General features: G+C 39.3%; 13 protein-coding genes. 4 read left to right on the top strand and 9 right to left on the bottom strand.

Features of this window, described 5'->3' with window-relative positions; translation table 11 throughout:
* Window positions 1-56 precede the first annotated feature (56 nt).
* Window positions 57-758 (top strand): glycerophosphodiester phosphodiesterase family protein, encoded by a 702-nt coding sequence (locus HRT55_RS20105; RefSeq protein WP_291624120.1) that lies wholly within the window; start codon window positions 57-59, stop codon window positions 756-758.
* 132 nt (window positions 759-890) lie between these two features.
* On the opposite strand, the gene hutI is transcribed toward HRT55_RS20105, so the two are convergent.
* The gene (hutI, locus tag HRT55_RS20100; RefSeq protein WP_291624119.1) at window positions 891-2,132 is read right to left on the bottom strand and encodes an imidazolonepropionase; all 1,242 of its coding nucleotides are present in this window, start codon (window positions 2,130-2,132) and stop codon (window positions 891-893) included.
* Between the two features lie 150 nt (window positions 2,133-2,282).
* Here hutI and hutC point away from each other — a divergent pair, with 150 nt between their 5' ends.
* Window positions 2,283-3,044, top strand: a complete 762-nt coding sequence (hutC, locus tag HRT55_RS20095) for a histidine utilization repressor (RefSeq protein ID WP_291624118.1) — start codon at window positions 2,283-2,285, stop codon at window positions 3,042-3,044.
* An 82-nt stretch (window positions 3,045-3,126) separates the two neighbouring features.
* Here the strand turns inward: hutC and HRT55_RS20090 are convergent, their stop codons facing one another.
* Both HRT55_RS20090 and hutH read right to left on the bottom strand, forming a co-directional pair.
* Window positions 3,127-5,157: a urocanate hydratase gene (locus HRT55_RS20090; RefSeq protein WP_291624117.1), complete on the bottom strand. Its 2,031-nt coding sequence runs from the start codon at window positions 5,155-5,157 to the stop codon at window positions 3,127-3,129.
* A gap of 16 nt (window positions 5,158-5,173) precedes the next feature.
* Window positions 5,174-6,691 carry a histidine ammonia-lyase gene (gene hutH / locus HRT55_RS20085; protein WP_291624116.1) on the bottom strand — a complete coding sequence of 506 codons (1,518 nt, stop codon included), beginning with the start codon at window positions 6,689-6,691 and terminating at the stop codon, window positions 5,174-5,176.
* Between the two features lie 156 nt (window positions 6,692-6,847).
* Here hutH and HRT55_RS20080 point away from each other — a divergent pair, with 156 nt between their 5' ends.
* The gene (locus tag HRT55_RS20080; RefSeq protein ID WP_291624115.1) at window positions 6,848-7,744 is read left to right on the top strand and encodes a LysR family transcriptional regulator; all 897 of its coding nucleotides are present in this window, start codon (window positions 6,848-6,850) and stop codon (window positions 7,742-7,744) included.
* A 331-nt stretch (window positions 7,745-8,075) separates the two neighbouring features.
* Here the strand turns inward: HRT55_RS20080 and HRT55_RS20075 are convergent, their stop codons facing one another.
* The 6 genes from HRT55_RS20075 to HRT55_RS20050 form a co-directional block, all read right to left on the bottom strand.
* On the bottom strand, window positions 8,076-8,720 hold the full coding sequence (locus HRT55_RS20075) for a PEP-CTERM sorting domain-containing protein (RefSeq protein ID WP_291624114.1): 645 nt from the start codon (window positions 8,718-8,720) through the stop codon (window positions 8,076-8,078).
* Window positions 8,721-9,238: 518 nt separating this feature from the next.
* A complete protein-coding gene (dusC, locus tag HRT55_RS20070) occupies window positions 9,239-10,171 on the bottom strand; it encodes a tRNA dihydrouridine(16) synthase DusC (protein WP_291624113.1) in 933 nt (310 codons plus the stop codon).
* A complete protein-coding gene (locus tag HRT55_RS20065; RefSeq protein ID WP_291624112.1) occupies window positions 10,171-10,443 on the bottom strand; it encodes a hypothetical protein in 273 nt (90 codons plus the stop codon). Before HRT55_RS20065 ends, dusC begins: the two co-directional genes overlap by 1 nt.
* A gap of 245 nt (window positions 10,444-10,688) precedes the next feature.
* Complete coding sequence (locus HRT55_RS20060) at window positions 10,689-11,594, bottom strand: SDR family NAD(P)-dependent oxidoreductase (RefSeq protein WP_291624111.1); 906 nt, start codon at window positions 11,592-11,594, stop codon at window positions 10,689-10,691.
* A gap of 30 nt (window positions 11,595-11,624) precedes the next feature.
* Complete coding sequence (locus HRT55_RS20055) at window positions 11,625-12,122, bottom strand: nuclear transport factor 2 family protein (protein ID WP_291624110.1); 498 nt, start codon at window positions 12,120-12,122, stop codon at window positions 11,625-11,627.
* Between the two features lie 7 nt (window positions 12,123-12,129).
* A complete protein-coding gene (locus tag HRT55_RS20050; RefSeq protein ID WP_291624109.1) occupies window positions 12,130-13,056 on the bottom strand; it encodes a bifunctional GNAT family N-acetyltransferase/hotdog fold thioesterase in 927 nt (308 codons plus the stop codon).
* 320 nt (window positions 13,057-13,376) lie between these two features.
* Here HRT55_RS20050 and HRT55_RS20045 point away from each other — a divergent pair, with 320 nt between their 5' ends.
* Window positions 13,377-14,138 carry a hypothetical protein gene (locus tag HRT55_RS20045; protein WP_291624108.1) on the top strand — a complete coding sequence of 254 codons (762 nt, stop codon included), beginning with the start codon at window positions 13,377-13,379 and terminating at the stop codon, window positions 14,136-14,138.
* The last annotated feature ends 601 nt before the right edge of the window (window positions 14,139-14,739 follow it).

Raw genomic sequence — 14,739 nt, 5'->3', positions numbered from 1 at the left:
ATTATCACTATTATACTCAAAAGTATCACCAATGTATTAATCATCTGCAAAACACTATGCTAATTTTTGCACATCGTGGCGCCAGCGCCATTGAACCGGAAAATACCTTACTAGCATTTAACGCCGCATGCACTGCTAATAGCGATGGTGTTGAATTCGATATCCACCATGTTGATGGCAAGTTAATGGTTATTCATGATCGCTATCTTGAGCGCACCACATCAGGAAGTGGCTTATTAATAGCACATAGCTATGCTCAATTACGCCAACTGAATGCCGGTAAGGGAGCGATAATTCCTACTTTAGATGAGGTGTTAGCGGTAGTTACTAAGCAGAGTGTTATTAATATTGAGCTTAAAGGCATTGAAATAAAGGACATGTCACTACTATTCGACTGTTTAGACAATGCTAAAGCAGTGCTTAAATTAAACTTCAAACAAATATTACTTTCTTCATTTAACCACCATTTATTACAAGCAATATATCGACAAAGGCCTGAATTTAGCCTAGGTGCATTAACCGCTGGCCTGCCACTAGGTAATGCCCAATTTGCTCAGCAATTAGCAGCTTATTCTGTCCATATTGTGCTCGACTATGTTAATGCCGAATTTGTCATAGATGCTCACCAACGAGGACTAAAAGTTTATGTTTATACTGTTGATAAGTTAATAGATATTAAAAAGATGAAAGCATTAGGGGTTGATGGCATCTTTGCCAACAACCCCCAACAAGCGCGACTGTATTTACAGCAGATTTAGCTTTAAATACCGTTTTGCACTAATACTTGATAACAGAGCTCTGTTGGTTAACTGTAGGTAGTACTCCATAGGGCAACTTCAGTAGCGTAGATTCACACTGATGTGCGGTTCAAAACCGCCCCCTAAGCTCAGTTAAATAACTCGTTTTCCTGCTTGGTATAACGCTGCTAATGGATTTACGCCAAATTGATAACAAAGTTCAGCTGGTTGTTCGATCTTCCATAGTGCAATATCAGCATCATAACCAACTGCCAACTGCCCTTTAGATTCGGTTAAACCTAATGCTTTAGCACCGTAACAAGTAATACCTGCCAGTGCTTCACTTGGCGTTAATTTAAATAAAGTACAGGCCATATTTAACATCAAGTGAATATTATGAATGGGTGAGGTACCTGGGTTAGCATCCGTTGCAACAGCCATAGGTACTTGATGTTTGCGCAGTAATTCAATTGGTGGTAATTGTGTCTCACGCAGGAAGTAAAAAGCACCGGGTAATAAAACCGCGGTCATGCCTGATTTCTTCATTGCTTTAATACCAGCTTCATCTAAAAACTCAATATGATCAGAAGACAAGGCATCATAGTTTGCCGCAAGCTCTGAAGCGCCGAGGTTAGATAGTTGCTCTGCATGCACTTTTATCGGTAAGTTATGCGATTGTGCGGCATCAAAAACACGCTTGGTTTGCTCAAGGCTAAAGCCAATGCCTTCACAAAAAACATCAACCGCGTCGGCTAAGTTTTCATTAACCACTTGTGGCAACATTTCATCGCAAACAAGATCAAGATAGCCTTCGGCATTGTCTTTATATTCTGTCGGTAAAGCATGGGCGCCAAGAAAAGTACGTTTGATTGTCACTGGCAGTTCATCAGCTAACAGACCAGCGACCTTAAGCATTTTAATTTCATTAACCGTATCTAAACCATAACCTGATTTAATCTCTACAGTAGTGACACCCTGTTGATGCAAAGCGGTTAATCGAGGTAAAGCGCTGGCCAGTAACTCTTCTTCACTGGCTTTTCTTGTCGCGGTAACGGTTGAAACAATACCGCCACCAGCATTTGCTATTTCTTGATAGCTTTTACCTTGTAAGCGCATTTCAAATTCGTTGGCACGATTACCGCCATAAACAAGGTGAGTGTGACAATCGATCAAGCCAGGAGTTAACCATTGTCCTTTACCATCAATCACTTCAACATCATTATCTTTTTCTGAGAAGTCAGCGGGTAAATCACTTTCTTTACCTAACCAAGCAATTTTACCATTGCTGATAGCTAAAGCTGCTTGAGTTATTTCACCGTAGCTATTACTGCCATCTGTCATGGTTGCCAGGTTTACATTGATATAAAGGGTTTGCCAGTCTTTAGAATTTGTCATGGAGCTACCTAATAAAGAATAAGTTAAAGTGACTATAATAGAAAAATTTTACCCTGAAAATATCCAAGGTGCAACTTGTATATACAACTATTGCCTTTTCATTAAAGATATGAGACTGTATAAATAAGTTCAGCTAACTCAAACATAATCATGACTGCCAATTCTACTGTCCATACTAGTAATAACACTAACAATAGTTCTGCAAAGAAAGATAAGCCTGCTAAGTATACTATAATCAAGCAATTTATCTGTGAAAATATTGAGTCTGGTGAGTGGCCACAAAATGCCAAAGTACCTTCTGAAAATGAATTAACTCAGCAATTTGATGTTAGCCGAATGACCGCAAGACGTGCTTTACAAGATTTAACTGAGCAGGGTATTTTAGTACGTTCACAAGGCGCAGGTACTTTTGTCGCCACCTTTAAGTCGCAATCATCACTGCTAGAAATTCGTAATATTAGTGATGAAATTAGTGAACGTGGCCACCAACATAAAGCTAAACAATTAATACTTAGATCAATTGCCGTTACTGAAGAGTTAGCTATTTTATTAAACTTGAAAAATAACGAACACGTCTTTTATTCAGAAATTTTACATCTTGAAAATGATGAGCCTATTCAATTAGAGCAGCGTTATGTTAATGCCAGTTTAGTACCTGAATATTTATTACAAGACTTTAGCCAAATTACCCCACATGAATATCTTTCATCTGTGGCACCATTAACAGAAGCAACTCACGAAATAGAAGCGGTATTAGCCAACGAAAATATTTGTCAACAATTAGAGATAAATTCGAGCACGCCTTGTTTACAAGTAAAACGTCGTACGTGGTCAAAACAAGGTGTGGTGAGCTTCGCTATGTTGACATCGCCTGGTGATAAGTATCGCTTAGGTAGCCATTTAGTTATTTAAGCGCGACTAGAAATCGACACTTTAGCAGAAATGAATTCAGAGCTACTCCAATCTATACGGAATAGCTCTGAGATTTAGCATTTTACAGTGATAAGTTATTTAAAATATCGTCATCAACTAGGTTAGCTAAGGTTACTTTAAGTTTAGGTGTCCTTGCCATTTCACGTTTTATCGCAAAATTAGCTTCTGAATTACGCGCCCAACTGCGGCGTGCAATACCATTATTAACATCAAACAACAGCATAGATTTTAGTTTGCGTTCAGCATCAGCAGTACCATCAAGTAACATACCAAAACCGCCGTTGGTTACTTCCCCCCAACCAACACCGCCGCCATTATGGATAGAAACCCAAGTGGCACCACGGAAACTATCACCAATAACATTGTGAATTGCCATATCTGCAGTAAAACGACTGCCATCATAAATATTAGACGTTTCACGGTATGGTGAATCTGTGCCACTTACATCATGGTGATCGCGACCTAGTACTATAGGACCAATTTCACCGCTATTAATGGCATCGTTAAAGGCTTTAGCAATTTCCATTCTACCTTGTGCATCGGCATAAAGAATTCGCGCTTGTGAACCAACCACTAAGTTGTTTTGCTTGGCGTCTTTAATCCAGGTAATGTTGTCTTGCATTTGTTGCTGAATTTCTTCAGGCGATTCTTGCATTAATTTTTCAAGCACATTTGCGGCAATCGCATCAGTTTTATCTAGATCTTCTGACTTACCAGAAGCACATACCCAACGGAATGGTCCAAAACCATAGTCAAAACACATAGGCCCAAGAATATCCTGAACATATGAAGGATATTTAAAGTCTATGCCATTTTCAGCCATAACGTCACCACCAGCGCGGGAAGCTTCTAATAAGAAAGCGTTGCCGTAATCGAAGAAGTAAGTGCCTTTAGCAGTATGTTTATTTACTGCATCGGCATGGCGCCTAAGTGTTTCCTGTACTTTAACTTTGAATGCTTCAGGCTCTTCTCGAATTAATCGATTCGATTCTTCATAGCTAATGTCTACAGGGTAATAACCGCCCGACCAAGGATTATGTAATGACGTTTGGTCTGAGCCTAAATGAATGAAAACTTCGTTCTCGAAAAAACTTTCCCATACATCTACTATGTTGCCTATGTAAGCAATTGATACGACTTCCTCGGCAGCTTGTGCTTCTTTTACACGTGTTACCAATTCATCCATGTTATCAATTAACTCGTCAACCCAACCTTGCTGATGGCGTTTAGTTGCGGCATTAGCATTCACTTCGGCACAAACCGTAATACAATTAGCAATATTTCCCGCTTTAGGTTGCGCACCGCTCATGCCACCTAAACCTGCTGTTAGGAACACTTTACCTTTAGACGTTTCGCCCTTATTAAGAACTTTACGGAAGGCATTCATTACGGTAATAGTGGTGCCGTGTACTATGCCTTGTGGGCCAATGTACATGAAAGAACCCGCTGTCATTTGTCCGTATTGTGTTACACCTAAGGCATTAAACTTTTCCCAATCATCTGGTTTAGAGTAATTAGGGATCATCATGCCATTGGTTACCACAACACGCGGCGCTTCTGTTGAAGACGGGAATAATCCCATTGGGTGACCAGAATAAAGATGTAAAGTTTGATCACTTTCCATTTCACTCAAATACTTCATCGACAACAAGTATTGCGCCCAGTTTTGAAAAACTGCACCGTTACCGCCATAAGTAATTAACTCTTCAGGATGTTGCGCAACAGCAGGATCTAGATTATTTTCAACCATTAACATGATTGCCGCTGCCTGAGTACATTTAGCCGGATAATCGCTAATCGAGCGTGCTGTTAAATCATAACTTGGCTTGAAACGGTACATATAGATACGACCGAAATCTTTTAGTTCTTGAGCAAACTCTGTTGCTAATTCTTGGTGCCACTCTTTAGGGAAATAACGTAAGGCATTTCTTACTGCCAGCTGTTTTTCGTCAGCTGATAGAATGTCTTTACGCTTAGGAGCACGATTGGCATCTGCAGGATAAGCCTTTGCTGGTGGCAATTGGCTTGGGATCCCTTGCTGAATCTCTTCTTGAAAAAGAGTTAGCTCTTGAAAATTCATCGTTGTATTCATAGCAATGGGCCTTTTATTAATGATTAAAGCTAACTGTAAACGCTTGTGTCTTAACCAATTTAATCATGGCATCGATGTCAGGCTTCAATAGTCTATCTTCTTCAAGTTTAGCTACTTTTTCTCTGATCACTTGGTGGTTTAATTCAATAATATCAGAGCATTTGTTAGGGCGTCTAAATTCGAGAGCTTGTGCCGCATACATTAACTCGATAGCCAATATTTTCTCTAAATTACCTAAGATTTGATTTAATTGTCTACCAGAAATACTACCCATAGAGACGTGATCTTCCTGACCCATAGAGGTAGGCACACTATCAGCAGAGGGTGGGAAACAAAGCGATTTGTTTTCTGTTACCAGTGCCGCGGTTGCATATTGTGGGATCATCATGCCTGAGTTGATGCCACCGGACGCGGTTAATAGTCTCGGCAAGCCGTGCAAACCTTCTAACATCAAGTAACAACGTCTGTCTGAAATATTGCCCAATTCCGATGCGGCAATCGAAACATAATCAAGCACCATAGCTAGTGGTTGACCATGGAAATTACCACCTGAAATCGCTTCTTCGCTACTGATAACAATTGGGTTATCCGTTACAGAGTTCATTTCAATTTCAACTAACTCTTCTAAGTGATAATAGGCATTACGTGATGCACCATGCACTTGTGGAATACATCTTAATGAATAAGGGTCTTGCACACGATCACACTCTTCATGATCAGCCATGTTTTGTGAACCTTTAAAGAACTCTCTCATACGCGCTGCAACAACAAGGTTACCTTTAAATGCACGAACTTGATGTAGTTCGTCTCTAAATGGCGATTGGCTGCCTTGCATGCCTTCGATACTCATCGCACCTGTCATATCTGCTAGGTCTAATAAGTAACGCATTTTAGTTAACGCTGTGATGCCATGAGATAATATAAATTGTGTACCATTAATTAACGCCAAGCCTTCTTTTGCCTGCAGGACCATAGTATCTAGACCATGTTCGCGAAGTAACGGTGCTGCTGGTACTATTTTATCGGCTTGCCCCTCTTCACTTACCCAGAATTCACCTTCACTTAGCAGCGGTAAGAATAAGTGAGAAAGTGGTGCTAAATCACCCGATGCACCTACTGAGCCTTGCTCTGGTACAACGGGGATCAAATCAAGTTTGATAAAGGTCAACATGCGTTCTATCACATCAAGGCGAATACCCGAAAAACCTTGACTTAAAGCATGTACCTTAGTGATCAGCATCAGCTTTGAAATGGCTTTTACAATTGGCTCACCAACACCTACTGCATGGGTTATAAGCAGATTTTTTTGTAATAAATTAGTGTCTTCAGGTGAAATTTGTGTATCACATAACGGGCCAAAACCTGTGTTGATACCATATACCGCTTTATCTGAAGCGGCCATTTTATCTACTCTTTGGCGGCTTGCATTGATTTTATCTATCGCTTCTTGGCAAAGCTCAGCTTTGATACTGCCATCAGCAATACCATTGACAATATCAAGATTCAGGCGATCAATACCGTATTTAAATGTCATCTTAAAGATCCTAATTATTTAGTTATTTTATTTAGCAAAGCGCTATTAATAGCGTTATTAATACCTTTATTTTAGCTTGCTCTAATTGTTTTATAAATACATAATAATCGTAATTCATTCCGGTTTTACCGAACTAACAAAGAAGGGAATAAATACGTGCAAGTTCATGACGTAGATTTACGTTTATTAAGAATATTTGTCGCTATTGTTGAATGTGGCGGTTTGTCCGCGGCAGAGTCCCGTTTAAATATAGGTCGTTCTACCATTAGTTCCCACTTATCGGACTTAGAAGTTCGTTTAGGCATTAAATTATGTAAACGCGGCAGGAGTGGTTTTGAAATAACAGAGTCTGGCCGCGTGACTTATCAAGCATCATTAGAGTTACTACAACAATGTGAAGCGTTTGCCAGTACTGTAGCCAGCTCTAAAAATGAACTTTCAGGTCGGGTAACTATTGCTACCATAGATACTTTAGTGAGTGATCCTCGTTGCGGTGTTGCTCGTACTATTCGTGCCTTAAAAGCAAAAAGTAATAACATTCAGTTTGATATAAACGTTTGTGAAGCACGAGAGGTTGAAACATCTGTAGCCAATGGTCGTTCTTTGGTGGGAATTGGTGTAAGCAGACACCACCTACGCGGCTTAGACTATTACCCTTTACACAATGAAAATAATTACTTGTATTGTGCTGTCGACCACCCTTTATTTGATTGCAAACCTGCAGAAATCAATAAACGGCTACAAGATGCCGAAGTAATAACCAGTAACTATATGCGTGATAAAGAAAGTAGGAATGACGGTTTAAATTATCAAACCAGCGCCATTGCTTATCACGATGAAGGCATAGCACACTTAATATTATCTGGAGAATTCATCGGCTATTTACCCGACCATTATGCGAATTACTGGGTCGAAAAAGGGCTATTCAAGTCTATTTTACCTGAGAAATATTCTTATCAAATACCCGTTGTTTTAATCTCCTCAAAAAATAACATCGTCTCACCGCTGGCAAATGCGCTGATAGAAGAAATTAAGCGCTGTCATTCTTTTTAAAGGCAGTAGCTAGACTATGTCACCTACACACGCTGACTTTTCCCTTTGTAAGTTATATGGAAGGCCTGATAAGTTGTGCGGCTTCAAGTATGATTACGGCGTATCAAGTAAACTAACTTGTTATGAACAAGGCTTAGACATAACAATAACGGCACTTCATAGTGGTAGATTATTGATTAAAATACCAACAAGTCATTCTGAGGGGATTGATAAGTTATAAGTGGCTTCCTGGGCTCTGAAGTAAACATAAAATAATGGCCCAATAATCGAATGATTGAGCCATTACTAAATTTTTAATTGAAATTGTAAATACTCAATGCTCCAGTGGCAATTACTTACTAGAACGTCTACTAAACATTAAACCAAATAAGCCCAAGGATAATATGGCCACGCTAGTTGGCTCAGGTATAGCATTGGCAACATCGCCATCTCGAACTGCCCACGTATGAAACTCAGCACTAATATTGTAGCCATTCTGCATCCCCCCCATGTTAACAAAGGTCCATGCATTATTACTACGCCCTGGCACATAAGAGCCATCGTACCAATCGGCAGTCCAGTATATAACTTCTATATTACTAAACAAATCGAACTCTGGGTCACCTGCGGCATCCCCCACTAAATCACCAGCCTCTAACCCAAAGTCATTATAAAAGAGATGACCAAGCTCATTACCTGTACAGTTAAAATCCCCACTTTCACAAACTGGCGATGCATTAAATAAACGCCAGTCGTCATAGCCACCAAATTCAAGTTGCCCAGCCCAAGCTACAGAGTCACTCCAGTTCATTCTACCATCAGCATCATAGCCACTGGTCTTAGCATAATTAGTATCTTGCATCCATGTAATGTTTTGCACGTCGTCATATATCATACCGTTACCACGATCAATTAGACCTGCGGTAGCAGTATTATTAATTAAACACCCTGTTAAAATAACCCCAGCTATAACAGTATTTAAAAACGTATTTCGCATTATATTCCCTTATTAATTTAAAAAACAACGGTATGCAAAAATGGCACCATTATATTTATACCAATAAATTCAACTACTTAAAAACCATAAATTTAGATACAAGTAAGTGTGTAAAAAAAATAGACACCAAGTTATTAGGCTAGTCAATTAAACCTCAGGGTTTACGTATACCTAGGAATATGAAAATGTCAGGTTAAACTGGAATTAACAACGACTTCAGGTAAGATCTTAATTAAAGTAAATGAATTTTCTCTTGTCGAAATCAATAGCGATGCATAAATTACTTTACAAGATAATATGATGAAATGTCTGAGCTAACCACGCTCTGCAATGCGTAATTTTATAGGACGTGACTCAACTATGCAGCCCAAGACGACTTAAATAAATATCGACAATCTGATTTTTGTCCTTGTGATTAAGCGCTGTCACTTTTTTGGCTAATTGTAGAGGCTCAAAAATTAAAGAAAATACAAAAAAGGGCAACCAATGTCGCCCCAACTAACTCTTTCGATCTGGTTTTAAAACGCAGCTTTAATCTCTTCTGCCGTTTTTAATCGTCGAATTTCGACAAATAACTCATCTGCTTCTTGATAATGATTTTTTAAATATTTCAGCCACTGCTTGATACGATTACAGTAATACTTGCTCTTATCGCCGTGAGTTTCAAATTCTGTATAAGCAGATAACATAGCCAGTACGTCTAACCACGGCATAATGCCGCTTTCTTGTTTAATGACTTGCCCTAGGTTCGGTATAGTCAGTGCGCCACGGCCAACCATAACATCAGTACAGCCGGAAACTTCTCGACACTTAATAGCATCGTCTAAATTCCAAATTTCGCCATTAGCGATAACGGGAATATTAATGGCATTTTTAATTTTAGCAATCCACTGCCAATGTGCCGGTGGTTTGTAACCTTCGACTTTAGTACGGGCATGTACCGTAAGTTCACTTGCACCTGCAGCCTCAACCGCTTGCGCATTTTCTATGGCTAGGCTTTTGTCTTCATAGCCCAAACGAATTTTAGCACTGACAATGGTGTCGCTAGGTACTGCATCTTTAACTGCTTTTATTATTTGATAAAGGTTTTCGGGATCTTTTAATAAAATAGAGCCGCCACGACTTTTATTAACCGTTTTAGAGGGGCAGCCAAAGTTCAAATCGATGCCACTTGAACCAAGCTCAATCACTTTAGCGGCATTTTCAGCCATATACTCAGGGTATTGCCCCAATAACTGTACACGAACAGGTGTGCCCGCTTTAGTGCAGCTACCGTAAACATCGGCATCAATTAACTCTGGGCAGTAACGATGAAAAACACGATCGGGAAGAACTTGGTCAACTACACGAATAAACTCAGTGACGCAGAGATCATAACTACCTACTTGCGTAAGTAAGTCACGCATTCTGTAATCTAACACACCTTCCATAGGCGCAAGTACAACACGCATTAGTATGGAGAGCTATTGCTAGCTTGCTTGGGCGTGTTACTTTCCCGAAAGCGAGTCATTATGTTAATCAGCATGAAATAAAAAACCAAGGTTAAAGCGGCGACTGTGAGGTGAGTAATGACGGTGAATAACTGTAAACTTTCTTGCCAAAAAAAGATCGGCCCTGAATAAGTAACGTAGCAAAGATCTAAAATAGTGACATGGCCCCAAACCACAATAAACAGCAATTTAGCTTGATGACGAGTAATAATGTTTATTGGCAATAAATTCAAAAGTAGACTCTTTAATAAATAACGGCGCTAGTATAACAAAAGCATTAGCGCTCAGTGTAATTATCATTTTGATATAAAAAATTTCTATGTAGTTAACTCACGATCTTGATGTAAAAGGCATCTTCGAAGATCCATCACATTTTACAAATTGGATCCCCGATTAATACACAACGGGGTGTCGTCACTTAGTCATGTGATAGGAACGTAAAAAATGCTCACCTAAACATAAACATAAGCAAAAGGAACTACTCTCCTTGTACTAGCCATTTGAGTAAGTCTGCATAAACAAAACGATAGTTTAACGCCGCTTGTGTTTTTGTACCTGAAACGATCTTTGGCTTATCCCCTGATAACATAGCGTCTTCTTCAAAAACCGGCGCAGGTAATTTTAAGGCTGTTGCTGCAGCCTGATAATATTGCTTTTTAGTTACCTGTGTAGGGCTAACACCATTAAAAATCCCGCCTGTAAGATCACTTGTTAATAATGCCTGAATAAGGCCAATAGCGTCTTGTTGATGAATCAAGTTAACAATAGCCTGTGGACTTTTCAACATACGACCATTTAGTAAAAATTTGCCAGGATGACGACTTGGGCCAACTAAGCCTGATAATCTAAGTACATAACCATTACGATTAGTTAGCTTATCATTTGACTCATTAAAGAGAAGTACCGCTTGCTCAGCTTGGCTTAATAGCGATACTTTATCAGCAGAAAAATCCAATTTATTGTTTTCATCAACTAATCCTGATAAACCGTTATATATCGCACTGCTACTCAGTAATATAATTTTCTCGACGCTGCTACTAGCTTTAGCTCCGACAACCAGTTGCTGTACTTTTTCAGCGTAATCAAGCCGACCTTGCCTAAATTGTGGCGTAATAGCGATGACCAAGCATTGTTGGTTAAAAATGACATGGCTATTTAACCGCCCTTGCTCTGCTGGTAATGATAATACTTTCGCTTCGACACCTTCGCTCTGCAACTGTGCTGTATTATCAGAGTTACTGCGCGTAGCAAGTACCGCCACGCCTTCTTTTATCAGTTGCTGTGCTAAGGCGCTGCCCAACCAACCACAACCGACAATACCTACAGAAAGGCTTACTGAAATATCTGCTGAAGAAGCGACTGTATTACTCATGGCTTTATTCATCGTTATTATTCTCATTACTGTATTAGATTACTAATTAGGCTGCTCAAAGGACTTTATTTGCTGCACTAGCGCTTTAGCTAAACCGTTAGGCATAGGGATTGATAAATTATATTGGGAGATTTTCCAACCCTGCTCGGTGTTGATTAACACCCCAGAGCCACGACAAGTGCCGTAAATTTCGCTAGATAGTAACTCATCAAAAAAGGCGACCTGCCCTGCTTTAAGTAAACTTATATTTCGCTCTGTTGGCGTATATAGCCAGCCAGTGCCTTTTGAAAAGTATGGCACGACAAACGCTTTAAATTCATCCTTACTCCAGCGCTCGCTAGCATCTGTTCCCAGAAAAATAGCATCGTCGCTAAATAAATCAAAATAAGGCTTCGCCTTTGCATCCGCAGCTGCTTGATGAAAGCTATTTAATACTTTAGTTATGCTTTGCTTATCAGTAGCGGCAACGGCATTAAAACTGACTACCCCATGGATTAGGCCAAAAACTAGCGCTATAACTAGCAAACAATACTTTTTCATTATGTTCTCACTTGTTAACTTTCAAGATTGGGTCTGCTTTAGGTTTAGGAGCTAAAACAACATAACTACCAGTAAACGTTGCCGCAACGTGCTCGCCACTATAAAGATGAGCAGTTAAATTAATTCGAGAATTTTTACCTAATGCCAATCGACTGAAGTCACCTGATACCGAATCGCTAGAAACTTTTGCATAACCCGGCCCTGTTATCGGGGCATGATATTCTATATTTGCCTTGGCTAAAACAATGTCACCTTGAAGTTGCTGGCGCTGTAATTGCAGATACACCCAGCCCCAACCTGATAATGTTGCCAAAGTATAAATACTGCCGGCAAACATAGTGTTATGTAAGTTTTTATTAAAGCTAGCATCACAATGAGTTATAAGCTCTTGACCATCAAAGTAACTAATTTGAATGTTCATCGCTTTGCTGAGCGGAATAGTATCATGCCAAATATCTTGCAGTGCCTTTGAGCATGTTAGCTGGTGGCTATTAGCATGAGTTAACGCTTTACTCATGGCAAAGTGCTTAATTTCATCAAATAATAGATGAGAAAAACCGTGAGACTGGTAACCGAGCTTCTGATAAAAAGCCATAGCACTTTCTCTAGCGTTTAAAGTCAAATCAGTAATACCTAACTTTTGTGCTTGCAACTCTAGCGCTTTGATAATTATCTGACCAAGACCTTGTCCTTGCGCTTTTAGACTTACTGCCATAAAGCGAATTTGGCCACTGAACTGGCTAGTTTTCTCAAGACGACCAACCGCTAGTACTTTATTATTTTCATCGATAATCATCCGATGGAAACTTTCTTGCTCTAGGCCATCACGTTCGCTACCAAGTGCTTGTCCCCATGGCTTACGTAATACTTGCCAACGTAATTGGTAATATTGCTCAAACTCTACAGCTGTTTTTGGTGACCTACAGACATTCATTGGCTATTCTTACTCTTATTCAATGTGTTTATACCCATGTTACCTCAAAATTCAGAATTCAGCTGGAATTAGAAACGCCTTTAGGCAAGGTATTGATTGAAGATAATAGTTATTCTATTGTCAAAATCAATACCGTAGTATAAAGCGTTTCTAAACCAGCCCTGCGGGGATACCTGAGTAAATCATGCTCATCGTTGCATCTATTTTTAAGGGAATCACCCTTAATAAAAAGATAAGCCTTGATCATGTATCACTCTGTTATCCTGAAACTCGCATTTTGAAGTATCATGGGTAATATAATAAAATTTAGGAATTGGTTAATGCGGTTAGCAAAACATTTAGCCCAAGGTCGGTTAGTGTATTTAAGCCAGCAACAAGATGCAATAACGGTTAGTGAAAACGACTATTATCGTTGGATGGCATTTAGTGACATAGTGCAAAGTGTTATGCACAGACGTAAGCCTTGGCAATTAACCTTGCCGCATCAAATTGCCTTGATGTTACCACTACTTTTTTTTAGGCCAACCCGCATAATTGAATTAGGACTGGGTGGTGGCAACCTAACACGATTTTTACAACATTTATCAAGCGACATAATGTTAACGACAATCGATCACAGTCAAGGTGTTATCGATAGTTTTGCGCAATATTTCAATCCTGAGCGGGCTGAACTGGATATAGTCTGTGCTGATGGCATGACTTGGTTAACAGAGCAAAGTGCTGCTGAACTTGATTGGATTATTTGTGATGTTTATCAATCGCAAGAATTTGGCTTTGATGCCATCGTTAAGCAACTTGAAACACTAACCAGCAAATTAAATTCGCAAGCCTGTTTGTCCATTAACTTACCTGACATTAGTGATAGTGATATTAACTTGTGCCTAACCATATTGCAGCAGCTACAACCAGATCACCATATAACTTATTTTAATATTCCAAATTACCTTAATATAGTTATTCATTTAACCCCTGCACATTGGCAGCTACACAGGTTAATAAAGCGCAATAAACACAGTTACCTATCTCAGGTAACTTTGCAGCGCTGGCGACAATTTTGGCGTCATGGTCAACAGCTCAATTAGCTAAGTTGTAATGACTGCTTCATTAAATAATATAAACTCTAGAATTTATGCAATAAAAAAGGATGCCGAAGCATCCTTTTTTGTATTAACAGTTATCTTAATTAAAAGCTGTTAATTATTTTCTACTTTCTAGCAGCGTCTTTAGCTATTTTAGCAGCTTTAACTTCAGCAATTACTGTTTCACACCGTTATTAGGACAAGGCACTTGTATTGCTAGCTGAGAGAATTCCGTTGGAATTAACCTCGTAAATCGCAGGCATAAAAAAACCTACCGAAGTAGGCTTTTAAATTAACAGCTAAGTGTTAACTACTTTCTAGCAGCATCTTTAGCTATTTTAGCCGCTTTAACTTCAGCAATTACTGTTTCACACCGTTATTAGGACAAGACACTTGTATTGCTAGCTGAGAGAATTCCGTTGGAATTAACCCCGTAAATCCAGGCATAAAAAACCTACCGAAGTAGGCTTTTAAATTAACAGCTAAGTGTTAACTACTTTCTAGCAGCGTCTTTAGCTATTTTAGCCGCTTTAACTTCAGCAATTACTGTTTCACACCGTTATTAGGACAAGGCACTTGTATTGCTAGCTGAGAGAATTCCGTT

This window comes from Colwellia sp. (assembly GCF_013214175.1).
GTDB lineage: Bacteria > Pseudomonadota > Gammaproteobacteria > Enterobacterales > Alteromonadaceae > Colwellia.
Note: the sequence above shows the minus strand (reverse complement) of the source record. Positions and strands in the feature narration are given on the sequence as shown.

What these genes read in the sequence shown, in the direction of transcription:
- HRT55_RS20105 (WP_291624120.1), top strand. Translation starts at nt 57, where the DNA reads ATGCTAATTTTTGCACATCGTGGCGCCAGCGCCATTGAACCGGAAAAT.
- hutI (WP_291624119.1), bottom strand. Translation starts at nt 2,132, where the DNA reads ATGACAAATTCTAAAGACTGGCAAACCCTTTATATCAATGTAAACCTG.
- hutC (WP_291624118.1), top strand. Translation starts at nt 2,283, where the DNA reads ATGACTGCCAATTCTACTGTCCATACTAGTAATAACACTAACAATAGT.
- HRT55_RS20090 (WP_291624117.1), bottom strand. Translation starts at nt 5,157, where the DNA reads ATGAATACAACGATGAATTTTCAAGAGCTAACTCTTTTTCAAGAAGAG.
- hutH (WP_291624116.1), bottom strand. Translation starts at nt 6,691, where the DNA reads ATGACATTTAAATACGGTATTGATCGCCTGAATCTTGATATTGTCAAT.
- HRT55_RS20075 (WP_291624114.1), bottom strand. Translation starts at nt 8,720, where the DNA reads ATGCGAAATACGTTTTTAAATACTGTTATAGCTGGGGTTATTTTAACA.
- dusC (WP_291624113.1), bottom strand. Translation starts at nt 10,171, where the DNA reads ATGCGTGTTGTACTTGCGCCTATGGAAGGTGTGTTAGATTACAGAATG.
- HRT55_RS20060 (WP_291624111.1), bottom strand. Translation starts at nt 11,594, where the DNA reads ATGAATAAAGCCATGAGTAATACAGTCGCTTCTTCAGCAGATATTTCA.
- HRT55_RS20055 (WP_291624110.1), bottom strand. Translation starts at nt 12,122, where the DNA reads ATGAAAAAGTATTGTTTGCTAGTTATAGCGCTAGTTTTTGGCCTAATC.
- HRT55_RS20050 (WP_291624109.1), bottom strand. Translation starts at nt 13,056, where the DNA reads ATGAATGTCTGTAGGTCACCAAAAACAGCTGTAGAGTTTGAGCAATAT.
- HRT55_RS20045 (WP_291624108.1), top strand. Translation starts at nt 13,377, where the DNA reads ATGCGGTTAGCAAAACATTTAGCCCAAGGTCGGTTAGTGTATTTAAGC.